This window comes from Rhodosalinus sp. K401 (genome assembly GCF_041365735.1).
In the GTDB taxonomy this organism is placed as follows: Bacteria; Pseudomonadota; Alphaproteobacteria; order Rhodobacterales; family Rhodobacteraceae; genus Rhodosalinus.
Map to the genome: position 1 here is coordinate 1 of NZ_JBGFSI010000013.1, position 14,865 is coordinate 14,865.

At 71.1% G+C, this 14,865-nt stretch carries 14 protein-coding genes and 1 pseudogene; 5 read left to right on the forward strand and 10 right to left on the reverse strand.

Going from position 1 to position 14,865, the window contains the following annotated elements; genetic code table 11:
• The 6 genes and pseudogenes from AB6A66_RS13495 to AB6A66_RS13520 all read right to left on the reverse strand — a co-directional run.
• Nucleotides 1-341, reverse strand: a pseudogene (locus tag AB6A66_RS13495) (hypothetical protein); the annotation flags it as partial.
• On the reverse strand, nt 338-736 hold the full coding sequence (locus AB6A66_RS13500; RefSeq protein ID WP_371037147.1) for an ExbD/TolR family protein: 399 nt from the start codon (nt 734-736) through the stop codon (nt 338-340). The gene AB6A66_RS13500 and the pseudogene AB6A66_RS13495, both read right to left, overlap by 4 nt.
• Nucleotides 737-738: 2 nt before the next feature.
• On the reverse strand, nt 739-1,116 hold the full coding sequence (locus tag AB6A66_RS13505; protein WP_371037148.1) for a biopolymer transporter ExbD: 378 nt from the start codon (nt 1,114-1,116) through the stop codon (nt 739-741).
• Entirely contained in the window at nt 1,109-1,783 is a 675-nt protein-coding gene (locus AB6A66_RS13510) for a MotA/TolQ/ExbB proton channel family protein (protein WP_371056293.1), read from the reverse strand. Before AB6A66_RS13510 ends, AB6A66_RS13505 begins: the two co-directional genes overlap by 8 nt.
• Nucleotides 1,780-2,208, reverse strand: a complete 429-nt coding sequence (locus tag AB6A66_RS13515) for a hypothetical protein (protein ID WP_371056294.1) — start codon at nt 2,206-2,208, stop codon at nt 1,780-1,782. The genes AB6A66_RS13510 and AB6A66_RS13515 overlap by 4 nt, the downstream gene beginning before the upstream one ends.
• Nucleotides 2,205-4,328 (reverse strand): TonB-dependent receptor domain-containing protein, encoded by a 2,124-nt coding sequence (locus AB6A66_RS13520; protein ID WP_371056295.1) that lies wholly within the window; start codon nt 4,326-4,328, stop codon nt 2,205-2,207. Before AB6A66_RS13520 ends, AB6A66_RS13515 begins: the two co-directional genes overlap by 4 nt.
• A gap of 183 nt (nt 4,329-4,511) precedes the next feature.
• Between AB6A66_RS13520 and AB6A66_RS13525 the strand changes: the two genes are divergently transcribed.
• The 4 genes from AB6A66_RS13525 to AB6A66_RS13540 are packed head-to-tail and all read left to right on the forward strand — an operon-like array spanning nt 4,512 to nt 8,339.
• Complete coding sequence (locus tag AB6A66_RS13525) at nt 4,512-5,564, forward strand: hemin-degrading factor (RefSeq protein WP_371056296.1); 1,053 nt, start codon at nt 4,512-4,514, stop codon at nt 5,562-5,564.
• Nucleotides 5,561-6,403, forward strand: coding sequence for a hemin ABC transporter substrate-binding protein (locus AB6A66_RS13530; RefSeq protein ID WP_371056297.1), 843 nt, complete (start codon nt 5,561-5,563; stop codon nt 6,401-6,403). Before AB6A66_RS13525 ends, AB6A66_RS13530 begins: the two co-directional genes overlap by 4 nt.
• A gap of 3 nt (nt 6,404-6,406) precedes the next feature.
• A complete protein-coding gene (locus tag AB6A66_RS13535) occupies nt 6,407-7,477 on the forward strand; it encodes a FecCD family ABC transporter permease (RefSeq protein WP_371056298.1) in 1,071 nt (356 codons plus the stop codon).
• Between the two features lie 7 nt (nt 7,478-7,484).
• On the forward strand, nt 7,485-8,339 hold the full coding sequence (locus AB6A66_RS13540) for a heme ABC transporter ATP-binding protein (RefSeq protein ID WP_371056299.1): 855 nt from the start codon (nt 7,485-7,487) through the stop codon (nt 8,337-8,339).
• 70 nt (nt 8,340-8,409) lie between these two features.
• Here AB6A66_RS13540 and AB6A66_RS13545 read toward each other — a convergent pair whose 3' ends face one another.
• The 4 genes from AB6A66_RS13545 to AB6A66_RS13560 all read right to left on the reverse strand — a co-directional run bounded on the left by AB6A66_RS13545 (nt 8,410) and on the right by AB6A66_RS13560 (nt 13,417).
• Entirely contained in the window at nt 8,410-8,841 is a 432-nt protein-coding gene (locus tag AB6A66_RS13545) for a universal stress protein (RefSeq protein WP_371056300.1), read from the reverse strand.
• Entirely contained in the window at nt 8,838-11,450 is a 2,613-nt protein-coding gene (locus tag AB6A66_RS13550) for a TRAP transporter permease (RefSeq protein ID WP_371056301.1), read from the reverse strand. The genes AB6A66_RS13545 and AB6A66_RS13550 overlap by 4 nt, the downstream gene beginning before the upstream one ends.
• A 93-nt stretch (nt 11,451-11,543) precedes the next feature.
• The gene (locus AB6A66_RS13555) at nt 11,544-12,512 is read right to left on the reverse strand and encodes a TAXI family TRAP transporter solute-binding subunit (protein WP_371037158.1); all 969 of its coding nucleotides are present in this window, start codon (nt 12,510-12,512) and stop codon (nt 11,544-11,546) included.
• A 41-nt stretch (nt 12,513-12,553) separates the two neighbouring features.
• The gene (locus tag AB6A66_RS13560) at nt 12,554-13,417 is read right to left on the reverse strand and encodes a MurR/RpiR family transcriptional regulator (RefSeq protein ID WP_371056302.1); all 864 of its coding nucleotides are present in this window, start codon (nt 13,415-13,417) and stop codon (nt 12,554-12,556) included.
• A 124-nt stretch (nt 13,418-13,541) separates the two neighbouring features.
• Between AB6A66_RS13560 and AB6A66_RS13565 the strand changes: the two genes are divergently transcribed.
• Entirely contained in the window at nt 13,542-14,861 is a 1,320-nt protein-coding gene (locus AB6A66_RS13565; RefSeq protein ID WP_371056303.1) for an aspartate aminotransferase family protein, read from the forward strand.
• Nucleotides 14,862-14,865 lie beyond the last annotated feature (4 nt).

A 14,865-nucleotide genomic window follows, 5' to 3' on the forward strand; every position in this document is an offset into this window, starting at 1 on the left:
CGTCGCGCAGGCGCGGGCGCCTGCTCGGGCTCGGCCGGGGCGGCGGCGAGCTGGCGGGCGACAGGCGCCCTGCCTGCGGGTGCGACGGCTTCGGAGCGATCCGCCTCCGTGGCCTGCGGCGCCGGTGCCGCCTCGGCCGGCGTCTGTTCGGCGGGCGGGGGCGGAGAGGCCGCGCCGCCTGCGGCGAGATCGGCGAAGCTGTCGCCCAGGCGCGCGACCGCGACCGGCGCGCCGCCCCCTGCCATCGCCGCGTCGGGCTCGGGGCGCAGGACGAGGCCCAGCGCGGCGAGATGAAGCGCGGCCGAGACGGCCCCGGCGAGGACGAGCGCCCGTGGCGTCACGGCAGCGCCCTCTCGGTCACGAGGATCACCTCCCCCGCCCCGGCCGCGCGCAGCGCGCCCGCGATGTCCGCCAGGCGGCGGGCGGGGAGCGCGCGGTCGGGCACGAGGCGGGCGGCCGGGGCGGGTGCGCCCGTGTCATCGACGCGCCGGGCGAGGTAGTCTGCGGGCGACACCGGCTGGCCGCGATGCAGCGTCGTGCCGTCGGCGCGGATCACCAGCGCGTCCGGCGGGGCGCTCCGGTCGAGCTCCGCCGCCCGGACGAGCTGCACGTCGCCGTCGAGCGGAGGCGCGAGCGATCCGGCGACCAGGAAGAAGACGAGCATCAGGAAGACCACGTTGATGAGCGCGATCGTGGGCTCCCCCCGCGCGCGGCGATATGTCCGCCTCGCCGCCACGGTCAGCCGAGCACCCGGACGTCGGCGGACGGGACGGATCGGAGCGCGACCAGCAGATCGGTCAGCCGCTGCGCCGTGACCTCCCCTTGCAGGCTGACCAGAACGGCGCGGCCGTCCTCCCCCAGACGATCCCTGACCGCCGCCGCCGCGTGTTCGAGCGCCGTGGCCTCGCCGTTCACGCTGATCGCGTCGGGCGCGAGCCGCACGAAGACCGGAGGCGCGTCTCCCGGCATCGCGCCGCCCGCCGCGGCCGCGAGCGGCAGCTCCCCGAAGCGCGTGAAGGTGGAGGAGAGCATGAAGAAGAGCAGCAGCAGGAAGATCACGTCGATGAGTGGCGTGAGCGACAGCCGACGGCGGCGGAAGCCGGGCGCGCTACGCATGGGCCAGCCCCGCGACGTGAGCCGCGGCCTCCGGCGCGGGGCCCGGGCCGAACCCCGGGCGCAGCAGCACCTCCAGCGCCTCGTCCGCGAGAGCGCGCTCCGCGGCCACGCGGGACTCGAGATAGGTGAGGCAGAGCGCCGTGGGCATCGCCACGCCGAGGCCCACCGCGGTGGTCAGCAGCGCCACCCAGATCCCCCCGGCAAGCGCCGAGGGATCGACGGCCGCCCCGGCCGCCTGCAGGGCCTGGAACGCTTCGATCATCCCGAGCACCGTGCCGAAAAGGCCGAGAAGCGGGGCGAGCTGAACGACGGAATCGAGCAGGCGGAACCCGGACTCCAGGCGCGCGAGCCCGGCGTCGATCTCGGCCAAAAGGCGGGAGCGGGCTTGCCCGGCCCCCGCGCCGAGGGCGCGGGCGAGCACGGGAGAAAGGTGGCTCGGGCTTCGCGCCAGGGCGGCCCGCGCGGCGGCTTCCGCGCCTGCGTCCGCCTCGCGGAGCGCGCGGCGGACGGCCTCGTGCCGGCCCACGCCGAGGCCGCGGAACTGCCAGAGCTTGGCCAGCACCACGGCGAGCGCCACGATCGACACGGCGCCAAGGAGCGCCACCACCGGCCCGCCGAGCGCCACGGCCTCGCGCAGACCGGCCAAGAGTTCAGCCAGCTCGCTCATCCCGACACCTCGAGATCCGCGCGGCTTTCCAGCCGCAGGTGCTCCATGCAGGCGCCCGCCTCGAGGCCCGCGCCCGAACAGTCCTCCGCCGCGTTCACGAGAACCCGCCCGAGCGCCGCGCACTCGGCGCCCGGCAGGTCGAACTGGCGCACCCGGGTCCGCCCCTCCGGCACCGACTGAAAATCGAAGAGGGACAGCCGCTCCACCACGCCTCCGGCGTCGAAGACCACGGTCTCGAGGACGAGGGCGTCGAGATCGGCGCCCAGCGCGTTGTCCACCACGAAGGTCAGACGGCAGGCGCTCTCCGTCTGCGTCATTGTGTTGAGCTCCAGCCGGAGCGATCGGTCGGTCTCCCCTTCGCTCGCGGCCGCGGCGCCTGCAATGGCCAGGGAAACAAGCAGGGTCGGGACAAACTGTCGTATCACCAGTCGAACTCCTTCGTGAGCGCGATCTTGAAGGTCCGGCCCGGCGCGTTGTCGAGCTGCAGGTTGGGCCGGTAAGTGGCGTCCGTGACGTTCTCGACGGCGAGGTTCACCGTCATGCCCTCGAGCGGCCCGGAGTCGGGCGTCCAGTCGAGGAAGAGGTCATGGGTGACATAGCTGTCGCCGTTCGTCTCGGCCGAGGCGGTCGTGATGCTGTTCGCCCAGTTGCCCCGCCACCCGAGGCGCAGGTCGCGTTCCGGCAGCCTGGTGCCCAGCGTAAGCGAGAGGGTGTCCGCGGGCGTGTCGGTCAGCGTCTCGCCGGTGCTCTCGTCCTCCGAACGGACCAGCGAATAGGCGGCGTTCGCGAACCAGCCCTCGGCATCGTAGGCGCCCTCGAGTTCGAGGCCCCAGATCCGCGCGCTGTCGATGTTCGAGAAATAGGGCACCGCCGCCTGTCCGGGCGTCGGCCCCGTTGCGCGGGGCGTCGAGGCGATCAGGTCGCGGATCGAATTGTTGAAGGCCGTCGCCTTGAGCTGCAGGCTGTCGCCCTCGCTCAGCACGTCGAAGCCTTCGTATGCGAGGCCGATCTCGACCGTGGTGGCGATCTCGGGGTCGAGGTTGAGGCTCGGCGTGCGCGGGCCGAAGAAGAGGGGCCCGCGCTGCACTTCTCCTTCGCTTGAATAGAGCTCGTCCAGCGTCGGCAGCCGCTCGGTGCGCGCGAGCGATCCGAAGACGGACCACGCGTCGTTCAGCTCGTACATGACGGCGAGCTTCGGCGAGACGGCGAGCTCCTCCGTCGCGCGCGCGCCCGCCGCCTCGGCGGCGGCGCCGGGATCCTGGAACGCCTTTTCCAGCCGAACCCCCGGGATGAGGGTCAGCCGGTCGTTCCAGATGAATTCGCCCTGCGCGTAGATCGCGGCGCGGCTGTCCGTTCCCTGGGGATGGAAGGGCAATGCGCCCAGGGAAGAAGACGCCGTGCGCTCCTGCTGCGAGAGCTGCGTGCCGAAGGTCAGGTAGTTCTCCCACGCGCCGCTGCCGAACTCGATGGTGTTCTCGGCCTTGAGCGAAAGGGTCTCGTAGGCGGCGTCGTTATCGCAAAGGACAAGGAAGATGCCCGGCGCGCAGAGGAAACCAGCGGAGAAGTCGCGCTTCTCCACCTCGGTGTTCGACCACGACAACGTCACGTCGAGGTCGAGCCATGGGTTGCCTGCACCTTGGTGATCCCACGACAGCGTCACCGTGTCGTCGAGGCTGCGGATGTCGGCCGTGCCGAAGCCCGCCACGGCGGGGCCGCCCGTCTGCGCCACAACCGTGTCGGCCAGATCGCCGTCGGTGCGCGACCACGACAGGCGCAGCGACTGGTCGTCGTTCTGCCCGAAGTGGAAGGTGCCCTTCACCAGCCCGGACCAGCGTTCATAGGCGGTGCCGTCCAGCGTGGTGCCGTCGCCGTCTTCCACGTCGTCCGACGTGCCGCGGTTGAGCGCGAAGAGCAACTCGGCGTTCTCGTCGGGCCGCGCGGCGTAGATCAGCCCGCCCCGCCAGGCGTTCCCGTTCGAGCCGTAGCCCGCCCGGAACCTGAGCGCCCCCGTCTCCCCCGGCGCGAGGAAGTCCGAAGCATCCTTGGTGGTGAAGTTGATCACGCCCCCGATGGCCCCGGAGCCGTAGAGCGTGGAGGAGGCGGGCCCGCGCAGGATCTCCACCCGCTTGTAGAGCGCCGGGTCGCCGAAGAAGGACCCGGTGCGATACTGCTCGAAGAACTTCGGCGCACCGTCCACGGTGACGATGATTCGTGACTGGCTCGCGGTCTGTTCGGTGTTGCCGATGCCCCGGATGTTGAACGCCTCGCCCAGAAGGCGGCCGGAGCCGCCGGTCTCGACCCCCGGCACCGTGTCGAAGAGCTCGCCCACGGTCGTCGCCTGTTCGCGGTCGATGTCCTCCTGTTCCAGCACCGTCACCGCCTGCGGCGTATCGATCGCCACCTTCTCCGTGCCGGCGCCGAGAACCAGTCGCCCGAGCGGCGTGAAACCGCCCTCCGTCTCCTGCGCCGAGACCTGCCCCCCGAGCCCCGCGGCCAGCGCCGTCGCGGCGGCGCCCCAGAGCAGGCGCACTTTGCCCGTTCTCATCCTTTCCCTTCCTTTTTCCAGGTGCGGGTCGGGCTGGCGTCGGGCTGGCGTGACCGCGTCGTGCAATTCTGACTTGATGTGTCGGGAATGCAGCTTTACGAATCCCGACAGAAACAGTCAAGAGAAGTCCGCGCCCTCGAGCCGCCGCCAGAGCAGGCCCGGACGACGAGAAAGGGCGGACCCATGAGCGAAACATCCCGTATTTCCCCCGATGCCATCCTCGCGGCGCGCGCCGAGCGGCCGAAACTGCGCGCCCGCGATCTCGCGGCGGCGCTCGGCGTGCCCGAGGCCGCCCTCGTCGCGGCCGAGACCGGCCGCGCGGCGACCCGGATCGCGGCGCACCCGAACGCGCTGATGCCCGCCGTGACGGAGCTTGGCGAGGTCATGGCGCTCACCCGCAACGAGAGCGCGGTGCATGAGCGGGTGGGCAGCTATCTGGAGTATCATCCCGGCGAGCACGCGACGATGGTGCTCGGCCCCGAGATCGACCTGCGCACGTTCCCCAAGCACTGGGCCCACGCCTTCGCGGTGACCGAGGAGACGGAGGCCGGCCTCCGGCGCAGCCTGCAGGTCTTCGACGCCGCCGGCGACGCGGTCCACAAGGTGCACCTGAAACCCGCCTCGGACGTCGCGGCCTTCGATCGCCTCGTCGCCACGCTCGCCACGGGCGACGAAAGCCGCGAGTTCGACGCCGCGCCGCGCACGCCGCCGGAGGGCGCGTGGATCCGCGAGGACAGGATCGACATCCTGCGCAAGGAGTGGGAGCGGATGACCGATACCCACCAGTTCCTGCGCCTCGTCTCCAAGCTCAAGATGAACCGCCTGGGCGCCTACCGCGCGGCCGGCGCACCCTATGCCGAGCCGCTCGCCGCCGAGGCCGTCACCGCGATGCTGGAGCGCTCTGCCGCCGAGGGCATCGAGATCATGCTCTTCGTGGGCAATCCGGGCTGCATCCAGATCCACGCCGGAACGATCCACACGCTGACCCCGATGGGGCCGTGGCAGAACGTCATGGACCCGCGCTTCAACCTGCATCTGCGGGCGGATCACGTCGCCGAGGTCTGGCGCGTGTGGAAACCCACGCAGCGCGGGCCCGCGATCTCGGTCGAAGCCTTCGACGAGGAGGGGCGGCTCATCCTGCAATGCTTCGGCAAGCGCAAGGAAGCCGAGCCCGTGGCCTGGAACGCCATGGCCGCCGAGCTCGCCCCGGCCGAGACCGCGGAGGCGACGGCATGACCATCCGACCCACCGGCCTCGCCGCCGCGTTCGCCCTCCTCTGCCTCCAGCTCGGCGCCGCCGCGGCGGAGCGCGTCGTCGCGGTGGGCGGCTCGGTCACCGAGACTGTCTTTGCCCTCGGCGCGGGCGACCGCCTGGTCGCGCGCGACACGACGTCGACCTGGCCGCCCGACGCCGAAGCCCTGCCCGACGTTGGCTATGTCCGGCGGCTCTCGCCGGAGGGCGTGCTGTCGGTCGCGCCGGACCTCATCCTCGCGGAGGAAGGCGCCGGCCCGCCCGAGACGGTCGATCTTCTGGCCGCGGCTGAAATCCCGTTCGTCACGATCCCCGACGCCACCGACGCGGAGGGCGTCGCCCGGAAGGTCGAGGCGGTGGGTGCGGCCCTCGGCCTTGACGACAGGGCGGCGGCGCTCGCCGCGGCGATCCGCGCGGACATGCGCGCGATCCGAGAACGCTCGGAAGACATCGGCGAGCCGGCACGCGTGCTCTTCCTGCTGTCGGCCGAGGGCGGACGGCTCATGGCGTCGGGCAGCGGCACGGCGGCCGAGTCCATGATCCGCCTCGCGGGGGGCGAGAACGCGGTCACGGGCTTCGAGGGCTACAAGCCGCTCACCGACGAGGCGGTGCTCGCCGCGGCGCCCGACGTGGTGCTGATGATGGAGGGCCGCGCGGGCCATGGCGGCGCCGGGGTTCTGTCGCACCCGGCCCTCGCCGCCACGCCCGCCGGACGCGACGGCCGGCTGGTCGAGATGGACGGGCTCTATCTCCTCGGGTTCGGCCCGCGCACGGCCGAGGCCGTCGCCGATCTCCACGCCGCGCTCTACCCGAACGAGAGCTGAGCCATGGTCGCCATCGCCGAGGGCGCGCCTCCTGCCGCGGGCGACCGCAGCCTGCTCGCGCGGCGCGCCACATGGGGGCTCGTCGCGCTGGCCCTTCTGACGAGCTGGGCGTCGCTCGCCACGGGGGCGGCGGGCGTGTCGCTGACCGACGCCCTGGCCCGCACCCTCTCGGGCGAGGGCCTGACGCTGCAGGAAAGGATCGTGATCTTCGAGATCCGCCTGCCGCGCCTCATCACGGGGCTCCTGGTGGGCGCGGCGCTCGCGGTCTCCGGCGCGGTGATGCAGGGGCTCTTCCGCAACCCGCTGGCCGATCCGGGGCTCGTCGGCGTGGGCGCCGGCGCCGGGCTGGGGGCGGTCTCGGCCATCGTGCTGGGGGGCGTGCTGCCGCCGGCGATCGCCGCGGCCACCGGCATCTATACCGTGCCGGTCGCCGCGTTCCTCGGCGGATGGGCCGCGACCATGGTCCTTTACCGCGTCTCCACCCGCGCGGGGCAGACCTCGGTGGCCACGATGCTGCTGGCGGGGATCGCGCTCGGCGCGCTCGCCGGCGCGGCGACGGGCCTTCTGGTCTACGTCGCCAACGACCAGCAGTTGCGCGATCTCACCTTCTGGGGCCTCGGCTCCCTCGCCGGCGCGGCCTGGCCGAAGCTGGCCGTGGCCGCACCGATCATGCTGGCCGCGATGGCCGGGACGCTCTGGCTCGCGCGCGGGCTCAACGGTCTCGCGCTCGGCGAGGCGGCCGCGGCGCACATGGGCGTGCCGGTGCAGCGGATGAAGAACCTCGCCATCCTCTCGGTCGCCGCGGCGACGGGCGCGGCGGTGGCCGTCTCGGGCGGGATCGGGTTCGTGGGCATCGTCGTGCCGCATCTCCTGCGCCTCGCCACGGGGCCGGACCACCGCCGCCTTCTGCCCAACGCGGCGCTTCTGGGCGCGAGCCTGCTGGTGGGCGCCGACATGCTGTCGCGCACGGTCATCGCGCCGGCCGAACTGCCGATCGGGATCATCACCGCGCTTCTGGGCGCGCCGGTCTTCCTCTGGATCCTCCTGCGCCGGCGCGGCGTGCTGGACCTGTGAGGCGCGCATGATCGACGCCTCCCGCCTCACGGTCACGCTGGGCCGCCGCCGGGTTCTCGACGGCCTCGACTTCCGCGCCATGCCCGGCGCGCTGACCGCGATCGTCGGGCCGAACGGCTCGGGCAAGACCACCCTGATGCGCGCGCTCACCGGCGAGATCGCCGCGGAGGGGCGGCTCTTGCTCGAAGGCGAGGACCCGCGAAAGCTCCGCCCCTGGCAGATCGCCCGGCGGCGCGGGGTCCTCGCGCAGTTCACGCGGCTGGCCTTTCCCTTCACGGTGCTCGAGGTGGTGCGCCTCGGCGCCGAGGCGGGCGGCCAGGCGGGCGCGGGCGCCACCGCGCGCGCCCGCGCGGCGCTCGCGCGGGTGGACCTTGCAGGCTACGAGGGCCGGCACTACCAGGAACTCTCGGGCGGCGAGCAGGCCCGCGCCCAGCTCGCCCGCGTGCTCGCCCAGGTCTGGGAGCCGGTGGGCCCCGAGGGCCCCCGTTGGCTGTTCCTCGACGAGCCGGTGGCGAGCCTCGACATCGCGCACCAGCTCCAGGTGATGGAGCTGGCCCGCGATTACGCCCGCGCGGGCGGCGGCGTGATCGCGGTGATGCACGACCTGACGCTGACGGCCATGTTCGCCGATCGCGTCACGCTGCTTCAGGAGGGCCGCGTCGCGGGCGAAGGGGCGGCCGGCGAGGTTCTCCGGCCCGAACTTCTGGAGCAGGTCTACGGCTGCCCGCTTGATGTCGTGAAACTCTCGGACCCTGCCCGCCTGATCGTGACGCCGCGCACCGGCCCGCGCGCGCCTCGTCATGCTCTGGCGGATGGCGGCGAGATCGTCCCGGAGGCCGCGCGCCCGGCGCGTTCGGGGTAACGTCGCGCGCGACGGCATGGCCGCATCGGACCTCCCGCCGCGCGCGCAGGCGGGCGGAACGCGGACGGCATCACCGCACCACGTGCACCGAGCAGCCTGCGTGGCGGACGATGCGCGCCGCGTGGGGGCCCAGAAGGTAATCCCGGAAATCCGGCTTGTGTGCGCCCACCACGATCAGGCTGGCGCCGTCGGTCTCCGCCACGTGAAGGATTTCCTGGTAGGCGTTCCCGGTGGCCACGATGTGGCGGACCTTCTTGTTGGCCTCCGCGCCGAGCGCGGCCTCGGCAAGCGCGTCGAGCCTGCGGCGCGCTTCCTGCACCGCCTTGTCGTGATGCGACTTGTCGAAATAGCTGCCGACCACGCTCATGCCGTAATCGGGCACCACCGTGATGACGTCGAGCTGCGCGCCCTCCATCTCCGCGAGGCGCGCCGCCACCTCCAGCACGTGGCGGTCGCGGTTTTCGTTGCTGATGTCGACGGCGCAGAGAACGGGGCCGGTCATGCGGGGACCTCCTGGCGGGTCATGCGCGCGCGCTGCAGAAGCGCCAGGAAGGCGAGCAGCACGAGCGCGGGGATGAACATGAGTTCCTTGGGCATCTGGTCGGCCGGCGCCTTGACGCTGTCGATCGTCATCGGCCGATCGGCGTAGAAATCGAAGTCCAGGAAGGTCTGCGCGTAGGGCGTGCCGAACATCGGCTCCTCGAAGCTCACGCGGCCGTCCTCCAGCGGCACGAGCGCGAGGCCCGCCTCGGCGAGGAGGTCCTCGCCCGGCGCGTCGCGCGCCACCGGCAGGACAAGCGTCGTCTCGGTGATCTCGCCGGTGTCGAAGTCCGGGCCCGAAACGACGATGCGGAGTTCTTCGCCCGGATCGGCCTCCTCGACCGCCTGCGCGAGATTGGCGGGATCCAGCATGCGGAAGGGCGGCTGGATGCGGTCCATGAAGAAATCCGGCCGGAAGAGCGCGAAGGCGATGAGGATCAGCGCCACGCTTTCATAGATGCGGTTCTTCGTGAGGAACCAGCCCATGGTGCCCGCCGTGAAGACGAGGATGGCGACCGTGGCGACGATCGCCGTCACGATCCCCTGCACGAGGGTCACGTCGATCAGCAGAAGATCGGTGTTGAAGATGAAGAAGAAGGGCAACGCCACGGTGCGGAGCGAGTAGAAGAAAGCGGTGAAGCCGGTGCGGATCGCGTCCCCGCCCGACACGGCGGCCGCCGCGAAGCTCGCCAGCCCCACGGGCGGCGTTACGTCCGCCATGATCCCGAAGTAGAAGACGAAGAGATGCACCGCGATCAGCGGCACGATGAGCCCCGACTGCGCGCCAAGCTCGACCACCACGCCCGCCATGAGCGAGCTTACCACGATGTAGTTGGCGGTGGTGGGCAGCCCCATGCCGAGCACGAGCGACAGAAGCGCCACCATCACCAGCATCAGCACGAGATTGCCGCCCGAAAGGAACTCCACCAGCTCGGACATCACCTGCCCCACGCCGGTGAGCGTCACGGTCCCCACGATGACGCCCGCCGTCGCGGTGGCGAGGCCGATGCCGATCATGTTGCGCGCGCCGTCGATGAGCCCCTGGAGAAGGTCCAGCACGCCCCACTTCAGGCGGTCGGCCAGATCGCTTTCACCGCGGAACACCGCCTTGAGAGGGCGCTGCGTCAGCAGGATGACGAAGAGGAGCATGGTCGCCCAGAAGGCCGAAAGCCCCGGCGATTTCTGCTCGATCATCAGGAAATAGACGAGCACGACGATGGGCAGCAGGTAATAGAGGCCCGACTTGTAGATCTCGCCCACGACCGGCAGCCGCACGTCCTCCGAATTCGGATCGTCGGGCTCGAGGTCGGGGCTCTGGGCGGCGAGCCACAGAAGCGCCAGGTAGGCGAGGAACAGAAGGGCCGACAGGACCCAGCCCGCGCCCTCGGGCACGAGAGCGGTGATCCAGCGCACCGGGAATTGCACGCCGTAGCAGAGCGCCGCGAACCCGGCGAAGAACGCGGCCATGCCGCCGATCGTGCGCCCGAGCGAGACCACCCGGTCGCCGAGCGTGGGCATGTTCTGCTTCACCGCCTCCAGATGCACGATGTAGACGAGCGCGATGTAGCTGATCGCCGCGGGCAGGAAGGCGTGGGTGATCACCTCCACGTAGGAGATGCCCACATATTCCACCATCAGGAAGGCCGCGGCGCCCATGACGGGCGGCATGATCTGGCCGTTCACGGAACTCGCGACCTCGACCGCGCCGGCCTTCTCGCTGGTGAAGCCCACGCGCTTCATCAGCGGGATGGTGAAGGTGCCGGTGGTGACCACGTTGGCGATGGACGAGCCGGAGATGAGCCCGGTGGCCGCAGATCCCACGACCGCGGCCTTGGCCGGCCCGCCGCGCAGGTGGCCCAGCGCGCCGAAGGCCATCTTGATGAAGTAGTTGCCCGCGCCCGCCTTCTCCAGCAGCGCGCCGAAGAGCACGAAGAGGAACACGAACTTCGTGGAGACGCCGAGCGCGATGCCGAACACGCCTTCCGACGTGATCCACATGTGGCTCATCGCCTTCTGCAGCGACGCGCCCTTCCAGCGGATCACCTCGGGCACCCAGGCGGAGGCCCCGAAGAAGACATAGGCCAGGAAGATCGTGGCGATGATCGCCATCGCGGGGCCCAGGGCGCGCCGCGCGCCCTCGAAGAGCAGCAGAAGCCCGACGAGCGCGAACCACTTGTCCGTGTCGTCGGCAAGCCCGCCGGACTGCACCACCTTCTCGTAGAAGAAATACCCGTAAAGCGCCGTGAAGGCGCCGACGGAGGCCATGATCCAGTCGTGGATCGGCACGTAACGGCGCGGACTGGAGCGGAAGGCGGGATAGGCCAGGAAGGCGAGGAAGATCGCGAAGGCCAGGTGGATCTGGCGCGAATTGTTGATGATGTCGCCCGGAAGGACGTAGTTGGCGAGCGGCGAGGCCAGCAGCACCTGGAAGACGGACCAGCTGAGCGCGACCGCGGCGATCAGCAGCGCCACGGCGCCACCCGGGTTCCGGGCGCCCGCGTCGCTGGAGGCCACGAGGTCCTGAAGTTCCTCCTCGGTGAGCGGGCCGCGGGCCTCTTCCCTCTGGCTCATCCGTGCATCCCCCTGCTGGCGGGCGCGCGTGCCCCGCTCTTGTCGTTCGGATCGGCAGGGCGCGGGACGGGCCCGCGCCCTGCCGCAGCGCCGTCACTCGATCAGGCCGGCCTCGCGGTAGTACTTCTCGGCCCCGGCATGAAGGGGCGCCGACAGACCGTCCTTCACCATCTCCTCCTTCTTGAGCACGGAGAAGGCGGGATGCAGGCCGGTGAAGTCGCCGAAGTTCTCGAACACGGCCTTGACTACGGTATAGACGGCCTCTTCCGACACGTCGGCGGAGGTCACGAAGGTGGCGCCGACGCCGAAGGTCGTGACGTCCGCGTCATTGCCGCGATACATGCCGCCCGGGATGGTCGCCATGCGGTAGTAGGGACGCTCGGCGACGAGCTCGCGGATCGTCTCGTTGTCGACCTGCACCAGCACCGAGTCGCAGGCCGTGGTGGCTTCCTGGATAGACCCCGAGGGGTGACCCACGGTGTAGACCATCGCGTCGATCTGGTTGTCGCAGAGCGCGGCGGACTGTTCGGCCGCCTTCAGTTCGGTGGCGAGCTCGAAATCATCGGTGGTCCAGCCCATCGCCTCCATCACGACTTCCATGGTGCCGCGCTGGCCGGAGCCCGGGTTGCCGATGTTGACGCGCTTGCCCTTGAGGTCCTCGAAGGTCGTGACGCCCGCGTCGGCGCGCGCCACCACGGTGAAGGGTTCGGGGTGCACGGAGAAGACCGCGCGCAGGTCCTCGAACGGGCCCTGCTCCTCGAAGCGGGAGGAGCCGTTGTAGGCGTGATACTGCCAGTCCGACTGCGCGACGCCGAATTCCAGCTCGCCCGCGCGGATCGTGTTGATGTTGTAGATCGAGCCGCCGGTGGACTCCACCGAGCAGCGGATGCCGTGCTCGCGCCGGTCCTTGTTCACGAGCCGGCAGATGGCGCCCCCGGTCGGGTAGTAGACGCCGGTCACGCCGCCGGTGCCGATGGTGATGAAATCCTGCGCGAAGGCCGCGGGGGCCATCAGTGCCGCGGCGACCGCCCCGGCGATGGTGAGTCTGGCTTTGTGGAACATCACAGTCTCCCTCTTGGTTGATGTCGTCTTTCGGGGTGCGCTCAGCCGTCTTGGACTTCGTCCAGACGGCGGTTGCGCGCTTCGACCTCCTCGATCCGGCGACGCGCCTCCGCGCCGCCCCGTCGGGCCACGAGCCCCATGATCGCCTCCAGCAAGAAAAGCGTCGACGTGTAGGAGGTGAAGAAATTCGGCCCCTGCCCCGGCACGATGAACGAATGCGTGGCGTGCGGCAAGGCCGGACAGGCGTGGGTGTCGGTCACGACGATGACCGCCGCGCCCTGCTCGCGGGCGAGCGCGGCGGCGCGCAGCGAGGCCGTGGCGCAAGGCGGCTTGGTCACGACGAGCACCGCGTCCTGCGGCCCCAGCCCGGCAAGCGCCGCGCCCATCGACCCGCCCGCCCGCGCCGCGAGCGTCCAGCCGGGCGACAGGAACTGCGCCATGTAGGCGACATGCTCGACGACGCCCGAGGAGCCCAGCGCGCCCACCAGGACGACGCGGCGCGCGCCGTGCAGCACCTCCGCCGCGGCTTCGAGCCGGGCGGGCGCGAGCGTCTCGCCGAGCCTGCGGATATTGGCGGAACAGGCCTCCATGTGGCTTTCGAAGAACGCCGCGGCGCCACCGGCGCGGGCGTCGCACATGAGGCCCGCGCGTTCCGAGAAACGGCTCATCCGGCGGTCGAGCGTGCCGCGCATCTCCTCGCGCAGCGCCTCGAAGCTGTCGTAGCCCACCGCGCGCGCCATGCGCGAGAAGGCGGCGGGCGACACGCCGCTGTCCTGCGCGACCGCGCGCAGGCTCCGCGAGGTCGCCGCCACGGGATTGTCGATGACGTAGTCCGCCGCCTGTTTCAGCGTCGCGCTGAGCGCGGCGTAGGATCCGGCAAGCCGCGCATCGAGAGGCTCCTGCACGCGTCCGCTCCCCCTGCAAACCGTCACGCCCGGATTTGTTCCATTTCGTTTCACGTCTTGTCAACATGTGACGCATGTGTTTCGCTTCTCCCTTGCATGGCATAGTCAAAAGCGGCCCGATCCAGTGTCCCACATCTTTCCGCGCGCGCCCCGCTCCCTGCCGCCCACCGCCGTCCGCGGCGAGGGCGTCTACATCTACGACAGCACGGGCAAGGCCTATCTCGACGGCTCGGGCGGCGCGGCGGTCTCCTGCCTTGGCCACGGCGACCGTGACGTGGCCGAGGCGATCCGCCGCCAGTCCGAGACGCTGGCCTTCGCCCATACCGGCTTCTTCACCTCCGAGCCCGCCGAGGCACTCGCGGACCGGCTCGCGGCCCATGCGCCGCCGGGTCTCGATCGGGTGTATCTCGTCTCCGGCGGCTCCGAGGCCGTGGAGGCGGCGCTGAAACTCGCGCGACAGTATTTCCTCGAGATCGGCCAGCCCGAACGCCACCGCGTCATCGCGCGCCGGCAAAGCTATCACGGCAACACGCTCGGCGCGCTCGCCACGGGCGGCAACGCATGGCGGCGCGCGCCCTTCGCGCCGATGCTGGTGGAAACGAGCCATATCGCGCCCTGCTACGCCTACCGCGACCGGCGCGACGACGAGAGCCTGGAGGCCTACGGCCTGCGCGTGGCCGACGAGCTCGAGGCGGAAATCCTGCGCCTCGGCCCCGAGACGGTGGCGGCCTTCGTCGCCGAGCCCGTGGTGGGCGCCACGGCCGGCGCGGTGCCCCCTGTGCCGGGCTATTTCGCCCGCATCCGGGAGATCTGCGACCGCCACGGCGTTCTGCTGATCCTCGACGAGGTGATGTGCGGCATGGGCCGCACGGGCAGCCTCTTCGCCTGCGCGCAGGAAGGGATCGCGCCCGATATCGTGACCATCGCGAAGGGGCTCGGCGCGGGCTACCAGCCGATCGGGGCGGCGCTCTGCACCGGCGCGATCTACGACGCGATCGTCGCGGGCTCCGGCTTCTTCCAGCACGGTCACACCTACAACGGCCACCCCACCGCCTGCGCCGCGGCCGACGTGGTGGTGACGAAACTCACCGAAGGCGGGCTGGCCGAGCGCGCGGGCACGATGGGCGGCAGGCTGCGCGATGCGCTCGAGGCCGCCTTCGGCCAGCATCCGAACGTGGGCGATATCCGGGGCCGCGGGCTTTTCCTGGGGATGGAGTTCGTGCGGGACCGCGAGACGAAGGAACCGTTCGACCCCGACTTCGGCCTTCACCGCAAGCTCAAGGCGGCGGCCTTCGATGCCGGTCTGATCTGCTACCCGATGGGCGGCACCATCGACGGCCGCCGCGGGGACCACGTCCTGCTCGCCCCGCCCTTCATCATCGAGGACGACCACGTGGGCGAGATCGTGAAAAAGCTCGGCCGCGCCCTCGACACGGTGCTCTGAGCCG